The organism is Parabacteroides sp. KHUB-03, from assembly GCF_056640975.1.
The window spans coordinates 2,267,528-2,287,026 of sequence record NZ_CM153257.1 but is presented as its reverse complement, the minus strand read 5'-3'; the positions used below and the strand labels follow the sequence as shown (position 1 = coordinate 2,287,026).

At 37.0% G+C, this 19,499-nt stretch carries 13 protein-coding genes and 1 pseudogene; 9 read left to right on the top strand and 5 right to left on the bottom strand.

The window, feature by feature from the left end; all coding sequences use genetic code 11:
- Positions 1–109: 109 nt before the first annotated feature.
- Together ACYIB7_RS09765 and ACYIB7_RS09760 are read right to left on the bottom strand one after the other, a co-directional pair.
- Positions 110–1,810 carry an alkaline phosphatase gene (locus ACYIB7_RS09765; protein WP_103982172.1) on the bottom strand — a complete coding sequence of 567 codons (1,701 nt, stop codon included), beginning with the start codon at positions 1,808–1,810 and terminating at the stop codon, positions 110–112.
- A gap of 21 nt (positions 1,811–1,831) precedes the next feature.
- Positions 1,832–3,007: a M24 family metallopeptidase gene (locus tag ACYIB7_RS09760; RefSeq protein WP_103982171.1), complete on the bottom strand. Its 1,176-nt coding sequence runs from the start codon at positions 3,005–3,007 to the stop codon at positions 1,832–1,834.
- A 307-nt stretch (positions 3,008–3,314) separates the two neighbouring features.
- On the opposite strand from ACYIB7_RS09760, the gene ACYIB7_RS09755 reads away from it, so the two are divergent.
- The 4 genes from ACYIB7_RS09755 to ACYIB7_RS09740 all read left to right on the top strand — a co-directional run bounded on the left by ACYIB7_RS09755 (position 3,315) and on the right by ACYIB7_RS09740 (position 10,270).
- Positions 3,315–3,665, top strand: coding sequence for a hypothetical protein (locus ACYIB7_RS09755; protein ID WP_103982170.1), 351 nt, complete (start codon positions 3,315–3,317; stop codon positions 3,663–3,665).
- A gap of 32 nt (positions 3,666–3,697) precedes the next feature.
- Positions 3,698–5,890 carry a DUF4838 domain-containing protein gene (locus ACYIB7_RS09750; protein WP_480336916.1) on the top strand — a complete coding sequence of 731 codons (2,193 nt, stop codon included), beginning with the start codon at positions 3,698–3,700 and terminating at the stop codon, positions 5,888–5,890.
- A gap of 184 nt (positions 5,891–6,074) precedes the next feature.
- Positions 6,075–7,793: a phosphoethanolamine transferase family protein gene (locus ACYIB7_RS09745; protein ID WP_480336914.1), complete on the top strand. Its 1,719-nt coding sequence runs from the start codon at positions 6,075–6,077 to the stop codon at positions 7,791–7,793.
- An 11-nt stretch (positions 7,794–7,804) separates the two neighbouring features.
- A complete protein-coding gene (locus tag ACYIB7_RS09740) occupies positions 7,805–10,270 on the top strand; it encodes an ATP-binding protein (RefSeq protein WP_480336912.1) in 2,466 nt (821 codons plus the stop codon).
- On the opposite strand, the gene ACYIB7_RS09735 is transcribed toward ACYIB7_RS09740, so the two are convergent.
- The gene (locus ACYIB7_RS09735) at positions 10,267–11,100 is read right to left on the bottom strand and encodes an exodeoxyribonuclease X C-terminal domain-containing protein (protein WP_103982166.1); all 834 of its coding nucleotides are present in this window, start codon (positions 11,098–11,100) and stop codon (positions 10,267–10,269) included. The genes ACYIB7_RS09740 and ACYIB7_RS09735 overlap by 4 nt on opposite strands.
- A gap of 427 nt (positions 11,101–11,527) precedes the next feature.
- Here ACYIB7_RS09735 and ACYIB7_RS09730 point away from each other — a divergent pair, with 427 nt between their 5' ends.
- Together ACYIB7_RS09730 and ACYIB7_RS09725 are read left to right on the top strand one after the other, a co-directional pair.
- Entirely contained in the window at positions 11,528–12,862 is a 1,335-nt protein-coding gene (locus ACYIB7_RS09730) for a sigma-54-dependent transcriptional regulator (RefSeq protein WP_480336910.1), read from the top strand.
- 217 nt (positions 12,863–13,079) lie between these two features.
- A complete protein-coding gene (locus tag ACYIB7_RS09725) occupies positions 13,080–15,350 on the top strand; it encodes an LruC domain-containing protein (RefSeq protein WP_103982164.1) in 2,271 nt (756 codons plus the stop codon).
- A 45-nt stretch (positions 15,351–15,395) separates the two neighbouring features.
- Here ACYIB7_RS09725 and ACYIB7_RS09720 read toward each other — a convergent pair whose 3' ends face one another.
- The gene (locus ACYIB7_RS09720) at positions 15,396–16,352 is read right to left on the bottom strand and encodes a GNAT family N-acetyltransferase (RefSeq protein WP_480336909.1); all 957 of its coding nucleotides are present in this window, start codon (positions 16,350–16,352) and stop codon (positions 15,396–15,398) included.
- 7 nt (positions 16,353–16,359) lie between these two features.
- Positions 16,360–17,271, bottom strand: coding sequence for a DUF2156 domain-containing protein (locus ACYIB7_RS09715; RefSeq protein WP_099465209.1), 912 nt, complete (start codon positions 17,269–17,271; stop codon positions 16,360–16,362).
- 207 nt (positions 17,272–17,478) lie between these two features.
- On the opposite strand from ACYIB7_RS09715, the gene ACYIB7_RS09710 reads away from it, so the two are divergent.
- The 3 genes and pseudogenes from ACYIB7_RS09710 to ACYIB7_RS09700 form a co-directional block, all read left to right on the top strand.
- Positions 17,479–18,291, top strand: coding sequence for an AraC family transcriptional regulator (locus ACYIB7_RS09710; protein WP_103982161.1), 813 nt, complete (start codon positions 17,479–17,481; stop codon positions 18,289–18,291).
- Between the two features lie 22 nt (positions 18,292–18,313).
- The gene (locus tag ACYIB7_RS09705; protein WP_103982160.1) at positions 18,314–19,171 is read left to right on the top strand and encodes an AraC family transcriptional regulator; all 858 of its coding nucleotides are present in this window, start codon (positions 18,314–18,316) and stop codon (positions 19,169–19,171) included.
- 162 nt (positions 19,172–19,333) lie between these two features.
- Positions 19,334–19,438: pseudogene (locus ACYIB7_RS09700) on the top strand (DUF417 family protein); the annotation flags it as partial.
- Positions 19,439–19,499: the final 61 nt, after the last annotated feature.

Below are 19,499 nucleotides of genomic sequence, written 5' to 3'. Positions count from 1 at the left end.
TAACTATAAAATCGATATTTTTGTTCGTTTAGGGGGATTTGTAAAAAAACAGAGCACAACAAACTAAATATTTGTTGTGCTCTGTTTTTTATAAATATTCGTCCTGTTTTTATTTCAGGTAGTCCGTCAGGCTTTCCGGTAAATAGAATGTGTTGTTTTTGTCAACATATACAACTACAGAGTTGAGCCTTATTTCGTTTTCTCCTTTTTTACCCATTTTTATAATGTTTGAGAAAGGGGTGATTGTCAGTTGTTTTTTCTTGTCTTTCTTGTTGGTTACAACTAATGTAGGAGAGCCTTTTTCGTGAGTGGCAGGAATTATTTTGCAAGTATAATCCTTGAATACATCCATATGGCGGGCAAAATTCTTGCTTGTTAACTCTTCCAGTGTATTATGAGTTAATCCGAGCAGAGAGCACAAATATTCGTTTATTTCTATATTTGTATGCATACCGATCGGTAAAGTTCCCTGTGGATGATAAGCTGCTAAAAATACTTCTTCTCCGGTATGTCCGCTTGTTGTGAAACCGAAGCAGGTTCTTGATGTCAGGATATGAGCCATAAGACCGGTTAAAGAGCCGCTGTATAAAGAAGAATTGTCGTCCGATTTGCGTTGATCAGCCGGAATAGGACTGTTCTTGTAGTCAGGGTTGTTGTTTAAAGCATCCAGTTCTTCCGGTGTCAGTTCAAAACCTGCATATTTACGGAAAATGTTTTGTACTTCCGAGTTCGGTTCGCTGTTTAATTTCTTGGCAAAACCTTCGGCTGTCAGCTTATACAGTGAAAATTGGTGGAATAGCTGATCTTTGGTTAGTTTATCATAACCTTTGCAACTGGCTTTTCCTATGCTGATACCGCTGTTTCCATGATCGGGCATAATAACAACAGCTGTTTCTCCATTCTGGCGTGCAAATTCCAAAGCAGCACCGCAAGCGCGGTCAAATGCCAACATGTCTGTAGCCATACCAACCGGATCATTTCCGTGGGCAGCCCAGTCTACCTTACTGCCTTCTACCATCAGGAAGAAACCATTCTGATTTCTGGATAGTTTATCTATTGCTTTGCGGGTCATTTCTTCTAATGAAGGTTGTTCGTCCGGGTTACGGTCAATGTCGTATGCCATTTCTTTTTCTCCGTATAGCGCCCACATTTTGTCTTTGCTATCGGCACGCATGCCGTTAAGATCGTTTTTATATACGCTGTAACCGTTAGCAAGCAGGTAATCTTCCATCTCTTTGTTTAGGATGGAAACGCCTCCTCCGATAACTACATTCAGGTCATTATGTACCATCTGCGGTGCGATCCATTCATATTTTCCGCGGTTATAACTATGGGCGGAACAGTCAGCCGGAGTTGCGTGTGGAAATTCGCATGTAAATACTAAACCTGTTGATTTGCCTTGTAATATTTTAGCCGCTTCGAGTACGGTTGTCAGCGGTTGGAATGCACGGGACGGGTCAGTAGGATAAATGTCGTTATCGCCGTCATTTTCAGGATAAGTAGACACATAGCCCGTACGGCTCGGTTGGCCGGTCATATAACAGGATGTAGTGGGTGCAGAGTCGCCGATAGGTGCATTGGATGAATGCGTACGTACGGTTCCGCATAAATACGGGTCGATGTTCAACTTCGGTTTATCCGGATTTGTGTACCATTGCAACCAGCGTGCCATAGATACGGTGGCAAGTGAAGTGCCGTCCGGTATAAGGACTATCACGTTCTTGACTGGTTTCACATTCTCAACATCAGCTGCTTTTGATGGCACTATGATTAATGCCAATAAAAGCAAAATAGCTATTGTCTTTTTCATATGTATAAAATTAATGTAAGTTTAAGATAACTCGATTATTTCTTCATTGCAGCGGGTCAACTTTTCAATACCGGTATCAGTCACCAGAAAACTATTTTCTATACCCACAGCTCCTACGCCGGGAATAACAAATTTCGGTTCCAGGGCAAATACCATATTGGGGGCTAGTTCTTCTTTAGAACGGGGTGTTAGTACAGGCAATTCGTTTATTTGGATACCGATGCCATGCCCTATAAACTTAGCTTGTTGCTTTGTTCCCATGAAATAGGGGGAAAGGCCTTCTTTCTCCACGATTTCCATTGCCGCATTATATAAATCTGCACAGGCTGTTCCTGGCTTAGCATTACTTTCTATTTTATTTTGTATGGTAAGGGCAACCTGATGGGCGCGGTAGGCCAGGTCTGTAAGTTTCCCAACGGAGAAAACGCGTGTCATGTCAGTCATATATGGAGTATAGTTCCCTGCCATATCTACCATGATGGCTGTTCCTTCTTTTAAAACCGTTCCGTTTGCCCCCAAAGGACACGATGCATCCATTCCAGCTCCACCTAAAGCAAAATCAAAAGGAGAAGGGACTTCTGCATTTTCTCCGGCCAGAATACTTCCCATGAATATGTCCATATTGGCGCCGAATGCCCTGAATAAACCTATCGATCCGTTTTTTCTCATTCGCTTTTCTATTTCATACTGCAGTTCCAGGTCTGTCATTCCGGGATGGAAGCATTCCGGAATTTCCGCATAAGTAGCAACGTGGTTTTGGGCTGATATCCGGAATTGTGAAATTTCCCGGGGTGTCTTTATCATCCGTAGCGTACGCATCAGAGTGGTTGCATTGCCTGTTTCTTTTGGATTAAAAACAGACTGCAACCGGACGAAATCATTATAAGTTAATTCGTCTGCTTCCAATAGCAGTTTGCCAGGCATTTTTAGTCCTTGTTTTGCAAAAGTTTCTGTTATCTGTTCCGGTTTGCGTATATAAACTACGTTATTGCCTGATAACCCGTTTGGCCGTTTTACAAAGAACCAAGGAGTCCCTTCTGCCGGTATGTAAAAATATCCGCTGTAAATGCGACCGGTCGTATAATATAGATTAACATCTACGGTAAGTAAGCATCCGTCTGCTTCTATTTTTTGCATAGCTTGTTGTATGCGTTTCCATTTTAATTTCAGGTCACCAATCAATTCTTCTTGTATCATTTTTTTGGAACTTTTTATTTTTATCCAAGCATCAAAGGTATTAATAATTGTAAGGAAAAAGAGCTGTTCTATATTAATTATTGATTAAAATATGTCATAAATACCTACATGTAGGTACTTCTTTGTCATTTTCCGAAATCATCCCGATCTTTTTTCAAAACCATCCCGATGAAATTAAAAAATCATCGGGATGGTTTGCTTTTGTGATATTATTTGTAATGCCTCATTGGATAAAAGATTCGTAGATTACGGCGAAAAACAGTATATTTGCATAATCCTGTAGAATGATATTATAGAATTACGGTTTATGACAAAAATACAAGAAACACTGGCTGCACTGCCGGAAGATAAAAAAATACAGTTTATACCTGTTTTTGGTGATATAGATACTTTTTATACGGTGGTTTATCTTATTGCCCGTAATGAACATATAACGGATATTGAGAAACCTGAACGTTATGAAGACAGATTGCAGATGATTCGTCAGATACGTGCGAAAGTAAAATGTTTAGTAAATTCTTTCGGGCTGGATGGGGAAAATATAGTTGCTGATATTGCGAGCGATTATTTTGAGGATTATGTTAACTATAAGGAGCCGGAATTTATTATTACGAATGATGAATTTATTGCTATTGTCCGGAAAATTTCAAAAGCCTGATATAAATCGATATATTTCTAAATCTAAATAACATGAAACTAAAAAACACGTGTGCAGCCCTGCTCTTGTTAGTGGCGACAGGAATAAATGCACAAATTCAGTTGGTAAAAGACAATAAACCCGTTTCGAGGATTATTGTAGACAAACAAAATGCTGTGGATGATCAGGCTGCACTTTTATTGCAGGATTTTGTGACCCGGATAAGCGGAGCAAAGTTACCTATAGTTTATAGTAAAAAGGCAAAACCGGGGGATGTCGTAGTAGGAAAAGGAGATACTTCGGGATTAACCGAAGACGGTTTCCGCCTGGCGACGGATCAGGGGATTCTTTACATTAGTAGCGGAGGAGATAAAGGTTCTATTTACGGGGTCGTAACATTACTGGAGGATTACCTGGGAGTTGCATATTATACGGCAGATACCTATACAGTTAAAGAGCAGTCTACTATAATTTTGCCGAAACTGGATCGTGCGGAAAATCCTGCATTCCGTTATCGCCAGAGTCAGTGTTATGCCTTGAAAGATGATCCGGTTTATAAACTTTGGTTTCGTTTTGAGGAACCTCAGGAAGTATTTGCAGGAGGTTATTGGGTGCATACGTTCGACAAAATATTACCATCGGATATATACGGAGTTTCCCATCCGGAATATTATTCGTTTATTAATGGAGAACGCCGTCCGGGCAAAGCCAGTCAGTGGTGTTTGACAAATCCTGAGTTGTTTGAAGTGGTAGCACAGAAAATAGATTCTATTTTTAAAGCAAATCCGGGAATGAATATGATTTCGGTTAGCCAGAATGACGGGAACCATACCAATTGTACTTGTCCGGCTTGTAAAGCTTTGGATGACCGGGAGGGAGGACCTTCGGGAAGCCTTATCCATTTTCTGAATAAACTGGCCGAACGTTTTCCTGACAAGGAATTTTCTACTTTGGCCTATCTGTATACAATGCATCCCCCAAAGCAAGTAAAACCATTGCCGAATGTAAATATTATGCTTTGTGACATAGATTGCAAACGTGAAGTTCCGTTGACGGATAACGAATCGGGACAGGACTTTATGAAAGCAATGGAGGGTTGGTCTGCTATCAGTAAAAATATATTTGTATGGGATTATGGAATCAATTTTGACAATTTTGTTTCTCCGTTTCCTAATTTTCCAATATTGCAGAAGAATATTCAGTTATTCAAAGAACATAATGCAACAATGCATTTTTCGCAGATAGGAGGCTCCAAAGGTGGCGATTTTCCGGAAATGCGTGCTTATATGGTGAGCAAACTGATGTGGAACCCATATCTTAATACAGATTCGCTGATGCAAGCCTTTATGGATGGTTATTATGGTGCTGCTGCTCCATATATTTATCAATATGAAAAACTGTTGGAAGGTGGTCTGCTGGCAAGTAATGTGGATTTATGGATATATGATTCTCCTGTTACGCATAAAGATGGCATGTTGAATGCCAAATGCCGTAAACGCTATAATGAATTGTTTGACCAGGCAGAACAGGCGGTTGTATCAGATAAAACTCTGTTAGACCGTGTACGTCTTTCGCGTTTGCCATTGCAATATGCAGAACTTGAAATTGCACGTGCTGAGGGTGGGCATGATGTAGATGAGATAAAGGCAAAGTTGGCCTTGTTCGATGAAAGAACGGCTTACTTCAACGTGCCTACGCTGAACGAACGGAGCAATTCACCTCACGAATATTGTCAGTTATATACGGAACGTTATCTTCCGGGTAAGGCAACCAATCTGGCAAAGGCAGCGAAAGTGATCTGGCTGACACCCCCTTCCGGCAAATACAAAGCAACAGGAGAAACAGCCCTTACTGATGAACTGTTTGGCGGAACTACCTTTGTGGAAAGCTGGGTAGGTTGGGAAGGCGTAGATGGCGCTTTTATCCTGGATATGGGAAAAGAAACGGAATTTTCGTCAATTGAAAGCGACTTCTTGCATCAACTGGGGCAATGGGTGTTGCTGCCTAAGAGCGTTACTTATTCGGTATCTGCCGATAACAGGACATATCAACCTTTCGGAACAAAGTCTCTGGATGAAGACCGGTCTGTCCAGGTAAAATTTGTCCAGGTAAAATGTGAAGCGGATGCACCTGTGACAGCCCGTTATATAAAGGTAGAGATAGAAGGTGTGAAGACATGTCCGTCATGGCACTACGGGGTAGGTTACCCGGCCTGGTTCTTTATAGATGAGGTAACGGTAAGGTAATATCTTGCGTATAAATAAGTGAAAAGTTATTTTAATGGGATTTTAATCCTGTTGAAATAACTTTTTTTGTGTCTCTGTACAGTTATTATCCAATAGATAACAACTATTTTTGTCAGTTCCAGAAATTCGTTTTCCGGATCAGAAGTCGTATGTTGGGTTAAATGGATGATATATAGTATAGATAATGAGGCGTTGTGATAAGTTGGTACATTGGATTTCTTTGCAGAAGCATCTTTTTTTTGTTTTTGCTTTTTTATTTGTTGTGCCTAATTTTGTGTTATTCTTTACGGAATCCTTGCCAATAACGGTTGGAGTGGCTTCTATACTATTGCCGTTAGCTTTCTGGATGGGATTATTATTGTTGACCCGCAAGCCGGGCATTGTAGTCTGGTGCTTTTTACCTAAAGTGATATTGGATGGGGGGCAATTAGTATTATTGTATGTTTTCGGCCAGTCTGTAATAGCCGTAGATATGTTTCTTAACCTGACAAGCTCTGATGCATCGGAGGCCAGTGAGTTGTTGGGGAACTTAATTTTGATAATAAGTTGTGTGTTCTTTTTGTATACGCTTCCTACTTTATGGTTAGCTTTCAGATCGATTCGTTCTAAAAAAGTTCTATCTGCTTCTTTTAGAAAAAAATGGGCGAAAATAAGTTTGCTTATGTTTATTACAGGCGTTGTATTCTGTTTTTTATCTCCTTTACAAGATTATCGTTTTTCTCTTAAAGATGATATTTATCCGGCAAATGCTTTATACAATTTGTATTTTGCTATAAACAAAGCGGAGAAAAATGCGAATTATTCGAAAACATCTGCAAATTTTAAGTTTGATGCAACGAAGCCTGTGCAGGCGGAGGGGCGGCGTGAAATATATATATTGGTAGTAGGCGAGACTTCAAGAGCAATGGAGTGGAGTCTTTATGGCTATGACCGCGAAACGACCCCTTATATGGAAAAACTTGCAGGATTAGCACATTTTACGGACGTGGTTACTCAATCGAATAATACGCATAAAAGTGTGCCTATTATCCTTTCGGCAGCATCGGCAGAAGATTACGGAGTTATATATAGCGGAAAAAGTATTGTTACGGCTTTTAAAGAAGCAGGTTTTCATACGCTTGTGATAGCCAATCAGAAACTGACTACTTCTATGATCGGGGCTTTTTACCGGGAAGCCGATACTTTTATAGACATGAGCCAGTTTAAGGCAGGTTCTTATTTAACATCTTTGCATGACGGTGCTATTTTACCGTATTTGCAAAAGGAACTGGATAAATCGAAAGGAAACGTATTTGTGGTACTTCATACTTATGGCTCTCATTTTAATTATCATGAACGTTATCCGAAGGAATTTTCAATATATAAACCCGACCAGGTAGAGGGTATACGGGCATCACACAAAAAGATATTGCGGAATGCTTATGATAATTCGATAAGGTATACGGATTATGTATTGAATGGAATTGTTGAAATTTTAGGGAAGACGAATGCATGTGCTTCCATGATGTATCTGAGTGATCATGGAGAAGATATATTTGATGATTCCCGCAACCGTTATCTTCATGCTTCTCCGATACCGACTTATTATCAGTTGCATATACCTTTATTGATTTGGTTTTCTCCGGAATATCGTGAAGTATATCAGGAGAAATACCAGACCGTAATGGCTCATCAATCTATACCGGTGAGTACAAATACGGTTTTCCATACTATGCTGGATATAGCAGGAGTACGTACTTCTGTTGCCGATTCGACACTGGCCGTGTCGAATCATGCTTATATAATCCGTGACCGGATGTATTTAGGGGATCATGACGACCCGATACCATTTTGGAAAGTAGGCTTGAAAAAAGCAGACTTTATAATGATGGATAAATGGAACATTGCTTACGATAAAGACTGATTTTTTTATAAATGAGTAGTCAAAACAGACATATAACAAGTAAAGTTGTTTTCGGCTATATATTATTGATAAGTATAGCTGTATGTTCTGTTGCTTACACTTATCGGATTGTGCAGCAAGTGGCCGGAGAAGAGCAGCCAGACAGTACTTCAAGGCGTAAAGTCTATTATGTTACGAATACTTTGTCTCTTTTGTATGAAAGTGAAGCTTTGGGACAACTGGTGGGAATACCGGATAATGATTTGACGCATTTTAACCGAACACTTAACAAAGCCCATCAGAATATGGATACGTTGCGTGTGCTGATATCGGATTTGCAACAACAAGCAAAAATAGATTCAATAGATATGATGTTGGAGCAGAAACGCCGGAATACTCTCAATCTGTTGGAAACCTGGAATGAAGCTAATGCAGAACGTCTATATACTGAAAATATAGAAAAAGTAATAGCCATACAAGATACTGTGGAAGAACGGGTTGAGTTGCAGGATCGGATTCATATAAAAAAAGATACAGTTGTGATTCCTCAGAAACGCCGGGGCTTTTTTCGACGTCTGGCTGAGGCTTTTTCTCCTTCCAAACAAGATACGAACATCGTAGTGAATACTACGCGCGAGATTGTATCGGATACACTTTTAAATGCTTTTAGTCCATCTGATACGATTGTAAGTGTATTAAAAAGCATACAGGATAGTGTAGCCGGGCAACGTAAACAATTAATAGATCTTTTAATGGTGCGTGCTGTGAACTTGCGTTATAACAATAGCGTGATAACTAGTAAGATAAATCAAATGTTACGCGATATTGAAGAGGAAGAGGTTAACGCTTCTCTTGGGCGGATGACTAAAAAACAGGATTTGCTTCGTGAAACTTCCCATTTAATCGCAGGCATAGCTATTATTTCGGTTATTATTGCAGTACTATTTTTATTCTTTATCGGTCGCGATATTTCACGTAGCCAGTATTATCGTTTGCAGTTGGAAAAGGCGAAACAATACGCTGAAAATCTTTTGCGCAGCCGCGAGAAATTAATGTTGACAATCAGCCATGATATACGTGCTCCGCTTTCATCCATAATAGGTTATATTCAATTGTTATTGAATTTGCATCCGGATGAACGTCAAAGGTATTATCTGGAAAATATGACTGGTTCTTCCAATCATATTTTGTCATTAGTAAACGATTTACTGGATTTTCATCGGTTGGAATCCGGGCGAATGGAGATACATCGTGTTCCATTTAATGTAGCCACACTATTTAATGAGATATATACGAGTTTCAAGCCTCTGGCAGATGCGAAAAAATTGCAATTTGTCATGAACCTGAAAGACCGGTTTATGGATAAAGCTTATGTAGGAGATCCTATCCGTATACGTCAAATAATTGGTAATCTTTTGTCCAATGCCATTAAATTTACTCAAGAGGGGCGGGTTGTGATGGTTGTCTCTATTAATGAAAATGAGGCGGTTTATCAGCTTTCTGTCATAGTTTGTGATTCGGGACCGGGTATACCCACGGAGGAACAAGGCCGTATTTTTGGCGAATTTACCCGTTTGCCGGAAACGGATGAGGAAGAAGGGTTTGGTTTGGGGTTATCAATTACCCATAAACTTATATCATTAATGGGTGGAGAATTATCATTACAAAGTACATTGGGGGAAGGAAGTGATTTTACTGTGATTTTACCACTTTCTTTATCGGATATACCTGTTCAATCTCCAACTCAGGAACGGGAGAATGGTAATGTTGTTCATACTTTTGATAAACGGGATATCTGTTGTCTTCTTGTAGATGACGATCCTTTACAGCTAGCTTTGACAGAAGAACTTTTGAAACAAAGCCATGTAAAAGTAGTATGCTGTACAAATCCGCATTCGGTACCTGAGTTATTGAAAAATACTTTTTTTGATGCAATAATTACGGATATTCAAATGCCTGGTATGGATGGTTTCCATTTGTTGGACATGATACGGACTTCGGGCATACAAGGTACGGAAAAAGTACCTGTTATTGCTCTTTCTGCGAGTGTGTCAAAAGAACATGATCATTATTTGGATGCAGGGTTTACGGCTTTTCTTAATAAGCCGTTTACAGCTACACAGTTAATATCTTTGTTGAATAAGTTGTTGACTATAAATCTTGAAGTAAAGACGGAATTGAACTTTTCGTCATTAACAGCATTTGCAGGAGAGGATAAAGAAGCATCGGCTTCTATTCTTCATACGTTTTCGGAGGAAACGAATAAAAGCATAGTACTTTTGCAAGAAGCAAAATCTAAACATAATAGGGAGGAAGTAGCACGATTGTCTCATAAATTAATACCTCTTTTTACGATGTTAGGCGCTAATACATTGGTTCAGCAGCTAAGGTTGCTTGAAAAAAACGATGAAGAGTTGTCTGATACCGGTTGGATGCATTTGTTGTCCGAAGTTATAGAGCAGGCTGTTGTTATAGTAAAACAGGTAACAGGAAATTAGAATTTGATGTATCCTAATTTGGTATATTTTATGCCTCGTATTTCAATATGTTTTAAGATTCTTGCTGACAATAAATGTATTTTTTCTTCCACTTTGTATGCATGGGTATAACAACTTAAAACACGTGATTCGAAACTGTGCTCTTTTGCTTTGTATGTAAACAGGAATAAATTTTTATCTGTGTCTATAGCAGTAATAAGTTGATCTACGTAAAAATAAGTACTCCCGTTCTCTATCCTTGTTTTATAAGGGTCATCTTCAATCCGTACTTTTGTTATTGTCAGATTTAGGTTGGTGAGCTTATCACCAGGAGTTCCAACAAAAGAACTTATTGGCGTTTTGTATTTTTTGCGGGTATATAAATCTATATATATCTGGCTATAAGTGACAGCTATCTCTTTAAATCTATGTTCACTTTTTGTCTGTGCCTCATATTTATCGGCAAGCCAGCATACATACCGTGGATCTATTGTGTAAATATCCTGTAAGTGATGCCCTCTGTATTTTCCGAAAGAAATAATGTCATCGCCATGGCTAAAAAAAGAATCTGTTTTGTCGGTTATGTATAGCGGTAAAAAGGAGTTTGCCACCATGTGAATAGCTTTGTTTATTGAACTGATTGCATTTAATTCTAAATTGGAAATATATACGGATGGATGGTGAACAGCATTAAGATTAAAAAACCAAAGCGTGTAATAAAGTGTTTTATTATTAGGAACAAGAATATAATAACAACTTTTGTCGGTTATTTTTCCTTTGTTGAATGTCTCTAATTTGTCAAATATGAGTTTTTCAACCTCTTTGGATATGTCTGGTAATTTAGTATTCATCTTATCGTCTAAGATAAGACTTTTTTGCTAATAAGTCAAACAGGAGTTAAAACTAAAAAATAATAAGAGTGAACAAAATGTGTGATAGCAGGTGTGGATAAATTCTACAATTGTGGAAGGGTATTCTACATAAATAAGAAAAGAATTTTTATGTAAGGAAACATTATATGCTACTTATCTGTTCATAGATAGTATTTTATGGATTTAAAGGCGTGCTTTTGGCAGACTTTGGCACGAAATTGGAATTGATTTAACTGAAATCGAAAATTGGCGTTTCTACATTTAAACCGTTATAAACAAAAGATTCGCAAGTCCGAATATTCTATTAAGTCTGTAAAATGAAAGGGCATTCCATATTGGATGCCCTTTTTGTTTGTCTTTTCAAAATTCCTTTAATACCTTTGTGTAACATTTAAAACGTATAATTATGCCATCAATCCTTATAGTTGAAGATGATATAACTTTCTCCCTGATGCTGACGACATGGCTTGGCAAAAAAGGTTTTGAAACGGCAAGTGTGGCATCTGTTTCGGAAGCAAGGCAAAAAATAGAAGGTGGTAAATATGACCTTGTTGTATCAGATTTGCGTTTGCCGGATGAGGATGGTATTTCATTATTAAGATGGTTGAAAGGGAAATATCCCGTATTACCTTTGATCATGATGACTAGTTATGCGGAGATTCAAACTGCTGTACAGGCTATGAAATTAGGAGCGGCAGATTATATAGCAAAACCTCTGAACCCGGAAGATTTATTAAATAAAATAAATGAGGTATTCAAATCTTCTGGAAATAAGACGATAGAACCGCCTGTTGTTAAATCTGTTAATGAATCTCAGAGTTCTTTATATATAGAAGGACAAAGTTTGGCTTCACAACAAATGTATGAACATATTCGTTTGGTTGCCCCTACGGATATGTCTGTATTGATAATGGGAGCAAGCGGTACAGGCAAAGAGCATATAGCACGTCGTATTCATGAGCAGAGCAACCATAGTAAAGCTCCATTTATAGCGGTGGATTGTGGAGCTATTCCAAAAGAATTGGCAGTCTCAGAATTTTTCGGACATGTGAAAGGCTCATTTACCGGAGCAATAGAAAATAAGACGGGTGCTTTCGTTGCGGCACAAGGGGGTACGATATTTTTGGATGAAATAGGAAATTTATCTTATGAAGTTCAGATACAATTATTACGTGCTCTTCAGGAAAGAAAAGTGAAGCCTATTGGCAGTAATCAGGAAATAGCTATAAATGTACGCCTTATTTCTGCTACTAATGAAAATTTGCGCCAGGCTATAGATAAAGGGGATTTTCGTGAAGATCTTTATCACCGTATAAATGAATTTACTATCCGGATTCCGGATTTAAAAGAAAGAAAAGAAGATTTATTGTTATATGCAAATCATTTTCTTGATTTGGCAAATAATGAATTGAATAAAAATATAATCGGATTTGATAGTGCTACTTTGCATTTATTCCAAACTTATTCATGGCCGGGTAATTTGCGCCAGATGAAGAATGTTATTAAATATGCAACTTTGCTTGCGGCCGGCCGCTACATTACATGTGCGGAGTTGCCGGAGGAATTAAAAATTCCGGAACAGTCTTTTTCTAATATTCAATTGAAAAATGAAACGCATGAGAGGGATTTAATTAAAAAAGCATTGATAGAAGCCGGATATAATAAAACACGTGCTGCCCAGTTATTGGGAATTGATAGAAAGACTCTCTATAATAAACTGAAACTTTATCAATTGGATTAATTTTTAAGAATAATGTTTTTTGTAAATTTAATAAATCTATAATAAACATATTGCGTTGCGTATTTTCTGATCTCCTTTGTTTTTTATATGATATAATCTGTTTTTCTTAATTGTGAATAAATGTTATAAGTATTGATTTCCTTTGTTTTTTGTATGCATCGATAGTTTTTATTCTACTATATTTGCAGCGAGGGTAAATATAATAAAATGTTTGATTATGAAGTGCATATTAAAAAAGAGGGCGATCTTTTTCATTCCTGTACTGATGATACTGTTTTTTGCATGTACAAAAGACGTATATGAAGGTGAAGATCCTAAAAAACCGGATTCAGGTAATACTAGTGGCATTCCTGATGATTTTGATTTTACAACTGTAAAAAAAGCGAAATTGACTGTAGATGTAAATGATCAGTTCAATGGGAAATATTTTTATGTTGTGGAGGTATATGATGCAAATCCTTTTGCATCAAAAAGTGCTAATCTGTTAGGGAAAGGAGTTGGTAAAAAAGATGCTCCTTTTGTTGTGGATTTAATCTATCCTCTTATTTTAAAAAACGTATATGTAAAGCAAACAGATCCTCTTCAACGTGAGAGCGTGAAAGCTTGTGATGCGACAGTTGACGTAATAAATTGTACATTTGGCTCTGTTGCTGCAACAAAAAGCCTGTCTGATACTAATTTGCGTAGCGGAACAGTTTTATCTGCTTCAGATTATCCTTTGCCTGCTGATTATACGGATTTATCTGACGTATCTGATGGTTATCAGTTACAAAATGGAAATTATTATATTCCGGAAGGTGTCTTATTAAATGCTAGTAAACTAAAATCATATTGGGCAGGAAATTCAGCTTTATATGTTGCCGGGACAGTAACTTTAACCAATTGGTATATGGCCAATAATGATAAAATTATTGTTTTACCTGGAGGAAAAGTTATTATAAATAGTATGTCTGGAGGGACAATTGGCCAGTCGAATACTATGGTTGCTGTGCATGGCTCTACTGCTTCTAAGTCGGAAGGCAGTATAGAATTTACATCAGGAAGCATTCAAGTTGATCCTGGTGCTACTATAATTAATGATGGTACTTTGATCGCAAAAACCTTAAAAATCAACGGAAAGGTTATTAATAATGGTACCATGGAGATTACAAAAAATGGAAGTGGTGGAAATTTTGATCAATTATTGCGTAACGCGTCATTGGTAATGGCAGGTAGTACTTCTTATTTTGAAAATAATGGGCATTGTTCATCAGCAACTTTTGGGTCTGTTCAGGGAGCTATACTGATTAATAGTTGCAGCTTGGATATAGAAAATAAAATGTATTGTGATGGTACGGATATTGAATTGGTAGACGGTAGTTTGTTTAAATGTGACGAATTTAAAGGTAATGGTCTTAACGTCAATATGTTTGGCTCTGCTGTTGTGAAAATTGAAAAATCAGCGACTTTTGTATGGAATAATAAAATAATCGGACATAATGTTGATCAATTTATACCTACAATAATGATGAAATCATATATTGGGGGAAGTGGTGAAGGTTCCGCCTTTTTTGGTGGAATATTAAATTTGATTTGTTTATCTGATTTTTCGGGAGATTGTAAAATGGAACAAGGGGTGACTTTATCACGTGTTCCTGTTAATGCAGTAGCTCCGACAACTTGTAATGATGACGGAATAGAAGAAAACCCGGGAAGCGGAACACCTTCCGATCCGAAGTTTCCAATAGAAGTTGCTCTTTCTACATATTATATTTTTGCTATGGAAGATGGCTGGCCAGGGAATAGCGACTATGATATGAATGATTTGGTTTTAGGTGTGAAAAACTTTATTTATTCTCAAGATAAGGATAACAATGTCGTTTCGATGGAAATTAATTTAGACATGAGAGCTTTGGGGGCTACTAAAAAGTTAGGGGCTGGTGTGCAATTGGATAAAGTAATCCCATCTTCGATTAAAAGTGTAACTAGGACTGCATTGAATGATATTTCTGTAAATAATTATTTTGTTTCTTCTGGAAATGGGGTTGAAGGCTCATCATATGCCGTAATTCCGTTGTTTGGTAATGCGCATGCTGCATTTGGAGTGCCAAACGGACAAATAACAAATACATATAAAGGTGCGGATGCGGTTGTTTCTGGAAACATTCTATGTAAAATAGATTTTACGGCACCGGTAGCTATGGAGAACGTAAATGTAAATGCGTTGAATTTCTTTATTGTGAATGGAGGTGATTCGAACAACAGATCAGAAGTGCATTTAGCAGGTCGGATTCCAACAGAAAAGGTGAAAGGTGATACTAATGGATATAAGTCGGATGATAACATGATGTGGGGCTTTATGATTCCATACGATGATTTTAAATATCCATTGGAAGGTATAAATATTATGGAGGCTTATCCTACGTTTGCAAATTGGTGCAAATCCGGAGGGACACAGGATACTGATTGGTATAAACATCCGGTGGATGATAAAGTATTCACTGAATAAATAAAAAAGGTTTCGGAGATTGCTTCCGAAACCTTTTTTATTTATTTAATCAAGCATTAAACTGATAAATGCTTTTTTGTCAGGATAATCCAACAAATGCTGTGTTAATGTTTGAATGTCCATATTCTCTAAATCACTTTTAGATAAAGGACTATGAGGGTGTTTGGAATGCCAGTGATGTATAAGTCGTTTTGTATCTATTACTTTAGCCATACCTTTGGGCATTGTACTGGGAGGAGTTGGTGATATTTCGCAGATTGCTTGATTTACATTGTTTTGTAATGTGGCTTCCTGAAGTAAAAGAGCTTTTATATCTTCATTGTCATACATCAACTCTTTTGCGTAAATATTTTTTTGTCCGTTTGAGTCTATAAATAAATGAAGGAAGATCATACCTACAGGTTGTTCGTTTTCATTGAGTGCCGTAAGCATTTGTCCTCCATTAAGTGCCAGGTCACGAAGAATAGTTACAAAATCGTCATAAGTATGTAATACGCAGCATGTACGCTCCCTGAGTTTTTTATCGAAGTATTTATACAATGTGTTCATTGAATCGACCTCAGGAGGAACTACTGTTAATAATGGCTTTTGAACGACTATTTGAGGACGGATATAGGTTTCTGTTGTATAATCGAAGGCCTCGATGTAACCCTGTTCACGGTAGTAATCGAATAACCTTGTGTTTGCAGGTATTAATGCAGTTATTGCAACATCCCGTTTTTTCATTTCTTCAAAAGCTTCTTGTAGCAATTGTTTCATTAATCCTTGACCACGTTGTTCAGGAACTGTACATGCACCTGATATATATGCTACCGAAATTTCGGTACCAAAGTAGGTCATTGTGTATGGGAGCATTTGTAATGCAGAAACAATTTGTCCGTTTCTTTCGATTGTTAGCGTATTATCATCTTGATATACGCGATCAAAATAAAGGTCTATAAATGCTTCGGAATCACCGAAACATGTTCTCCATAAATCTTTTACTTGTTGTTTTTTGTTCATAACGCTATTATTTTAGTATTGGTTTTTTTATAGCGGCACATTTTTCAAGTAGAATAGTAGGGTTATAAGAAAGCTTGGCTTGGCGCAGACCTGGTATACCTAAATCTTCTTCCCGGTTGACATATATATATTGTTCGGGCAGATGAGATGCAAATTCTTGATTTACTAAGGTGTATGCTCCATCATAATTTACATCAGCTTTTTCTACATGAACAGCAAATGTGTTGTGATTGACCGGTGCTCCAAAAGAAAATGCCACAATCTCTCCTGCGACACAGATGGCTCCTCCAATTAGTCCCAATTCATTGTAATGATGGAGGGCATAAGTCAGTGAACGACGTTCGTCATTTAATTCTTCGTCATCTTTCTCTGTTAGGTTGGCTTTATACCATTTGCATTCTAATTCGAGGCATTGAGGAACTATATCTGGGGTGATAGGCATATATTCATAAGAATATTGCTTTTTAAAATTATTGATATGATTGCGTTTGGATTGGTATTTTTTTCCTTTCAGAGAAGCCAAATTCTCACGAAGATATATATAGTCATAATAGTCTCGTTCAGGAATGTAATAAAAATCTTTAGGTAAAACCCTTTCTAATTCTGTTTTTGCGTCAGGAGTAATTCCTAGCATACATAGAGGATGACCGTGTTTTAGAGAATCTTCTTCTAATAGATTAATTATAGATTTTAGGTCTCCTTTACCTACTGGCATCATATATGCAATTCTACTTTTATCTTCAATCCAGAAACGGATTAAAAGATATCCTTCTACGATAGCAAATTCGCTATTATATAGAAATCGCCAACTACACATGTTGGCGAACGAAAAATCACAGTTGCGATAATCGCTTGGAAAAGTGAATGAAGTGATAACTTCTCTGTCATCCAATGTTATAGGTTTGAAAAATATTTCCATTGTTTTGTTTGTTCTTTTTATAGTGTGCAAATATAGAACTAATAAGGATGTTTGAATGTTCAGACTTTATAAATAAACTTGATTCACTTATAAGTATTTTAGATAGTGCTTTTTTATTTGAATAATTATGAAATGCGGTATCTGATCAAAACTAATAACTATCTTTAAATGTTTATTGAGCAAATCAATTCTTTAAATGCATAATATATGGGGAATAGTATAAATAGAATATTGCCAATAGACCTATATCATATGGTTTCTGTACCTGAATTAGTACTGGAACGAGCATTAAAAATATATCATGTGAAAGATGGGAAGGGAGAGGCTTTGCCTTCTTTTGAAACAGGTACATTAGTTGTGATTTGTACCGGAGGCTCTTTTTCTTGTAAGGTAAATAAAGACGATTGTAATATAGTAAAGGGACAGGTTTTACTTGCTGCAGGTGAAGGTGTAACAAGTGTAAAATCATTTATAGAAACTAACTTTAGCGGTATAGTTGTCTTTGTCTCGGAGGAATTTTTGATTAACCGGCAACGTTTGATTATTCGGGATATTACTGAGAAAGAAATAAATGAAGCAATGACTATGCTTAACTTAATAGAGTCGCAATTGAATACTCCCAGGGAAATACGGGCTAAGGTAATTGAATCTTTGTTGAGAGCTTTAGTTATCGGTTTACAGTATTCTGTGCATGAAGAGAGAATAGAGAGGGATGATATTCCTCTTTTTTTCCATGATTTGGCTTTATTGATTAGTCGTTACCATCATTCTCCGGCTTATTTTTATGCAGAAAAATTAGGATTGAGTTCACCGGAATTTAATATGAAATGCCGTCAATATTCTCAAATGACAGCTGTGGAATGGATTGCAGATTATGTATTGTTGGAGGCAAAGGATCTACTTCGTAAAACACGTTTACGTCCATCGCAAATTGCTATTATGCTGGGATTTTCGAACCAAGATACATTCTCCAGATGGTTTCGGCGGCTGACGGGAGAATTCCCATCCGAATGGAAATGAATAATTATAAAACAAATATATTATGAATCTACTTTTTGAAAACGCAAAAATGAAAGGGAAAATACTTCTCTGTAATACTTTGCATGAAAACAACACCGCTTTGAGAGATAAAGAATTTTATAAATTTATATGGATACTTTCTGGTGAGATTGAACTGGAAATTGATCATCAAAGGGTTATATTGAAAGCTAATCAGTTGATGTCTTTATCTCATTTGTACCGTTTGGAGTTTGTACGGATAGAAGGTGAATATATTGCTTTATTATTCAATAGTAATTTTTATTGTATACATGGAAATGATCACGAAGTTTCGTGTAATGGCTTATTGTTTCATGGATCGTCTCAAATAGTTATTTTTGACTTAAAAGAAAAAGAACGTGATAAGTTGGAAACTTTGTTAGGCATTATGCAAGTGGAGTTTGAAGATTGTGACCATTTGCAGGAAGAAATGCTTCGGGTTCTTTTAAAACGTTTTATAATTCTTTGTACCCGTATTGCTGAGAACCGTCATGGTGTAGCTCCGGAAAATGGCTCACAATTTGAAATAATCCGGAAATTTCATGTATTAGTGGATACATATTATAAAGAAAAGAAACAGGTCCAGGAATATGCAGATATGTTGAATAAATCTCCTAAAACTTTGGCTAATATATTATCTTCTTACCATCAGCCTTCAGCCATCCGTATTATACATGATCGGATTAAGGCAGAAGCTGAACGATTATTACTTTATTCCAATAAAAGTGCGAAGGAAATAGCTGTAATTTTAGGATTTGAAGATCAGGCAACTTTTAGCCGCTTCTTTAAAAAAACAACGGGCCTGAGTACTTCAAATTATCGTTCTGTCTATAAAAATAAAGCTGAGAAAGTTTTAGAATAGGAAAAATTGCAAATTATAATAGGAAAATAACCATTTCTTACGTATAGAGCAGCCGTTACTTTTGCAATAATAATATTAATACCTGAATATAAGTGATTATGAAAACAAAAGTAACAGCTTTTTACAACGAGTTTCTTCATTTAGCAGCATCTTCTAATCGTACCTTTACTTTCAGGAGCAGGCAGATTAGTGATAAAAGATATAGCTATTTTAGCCGGAGCCCTTATTCTTCTTTCTGATACGGCTCGAAGACTTTTAAAGAAATAATACGAACAATTAGGTTAAAATAAGTGTTGTTTTAATAGTTAATAATAGGAGAAAGGACGGC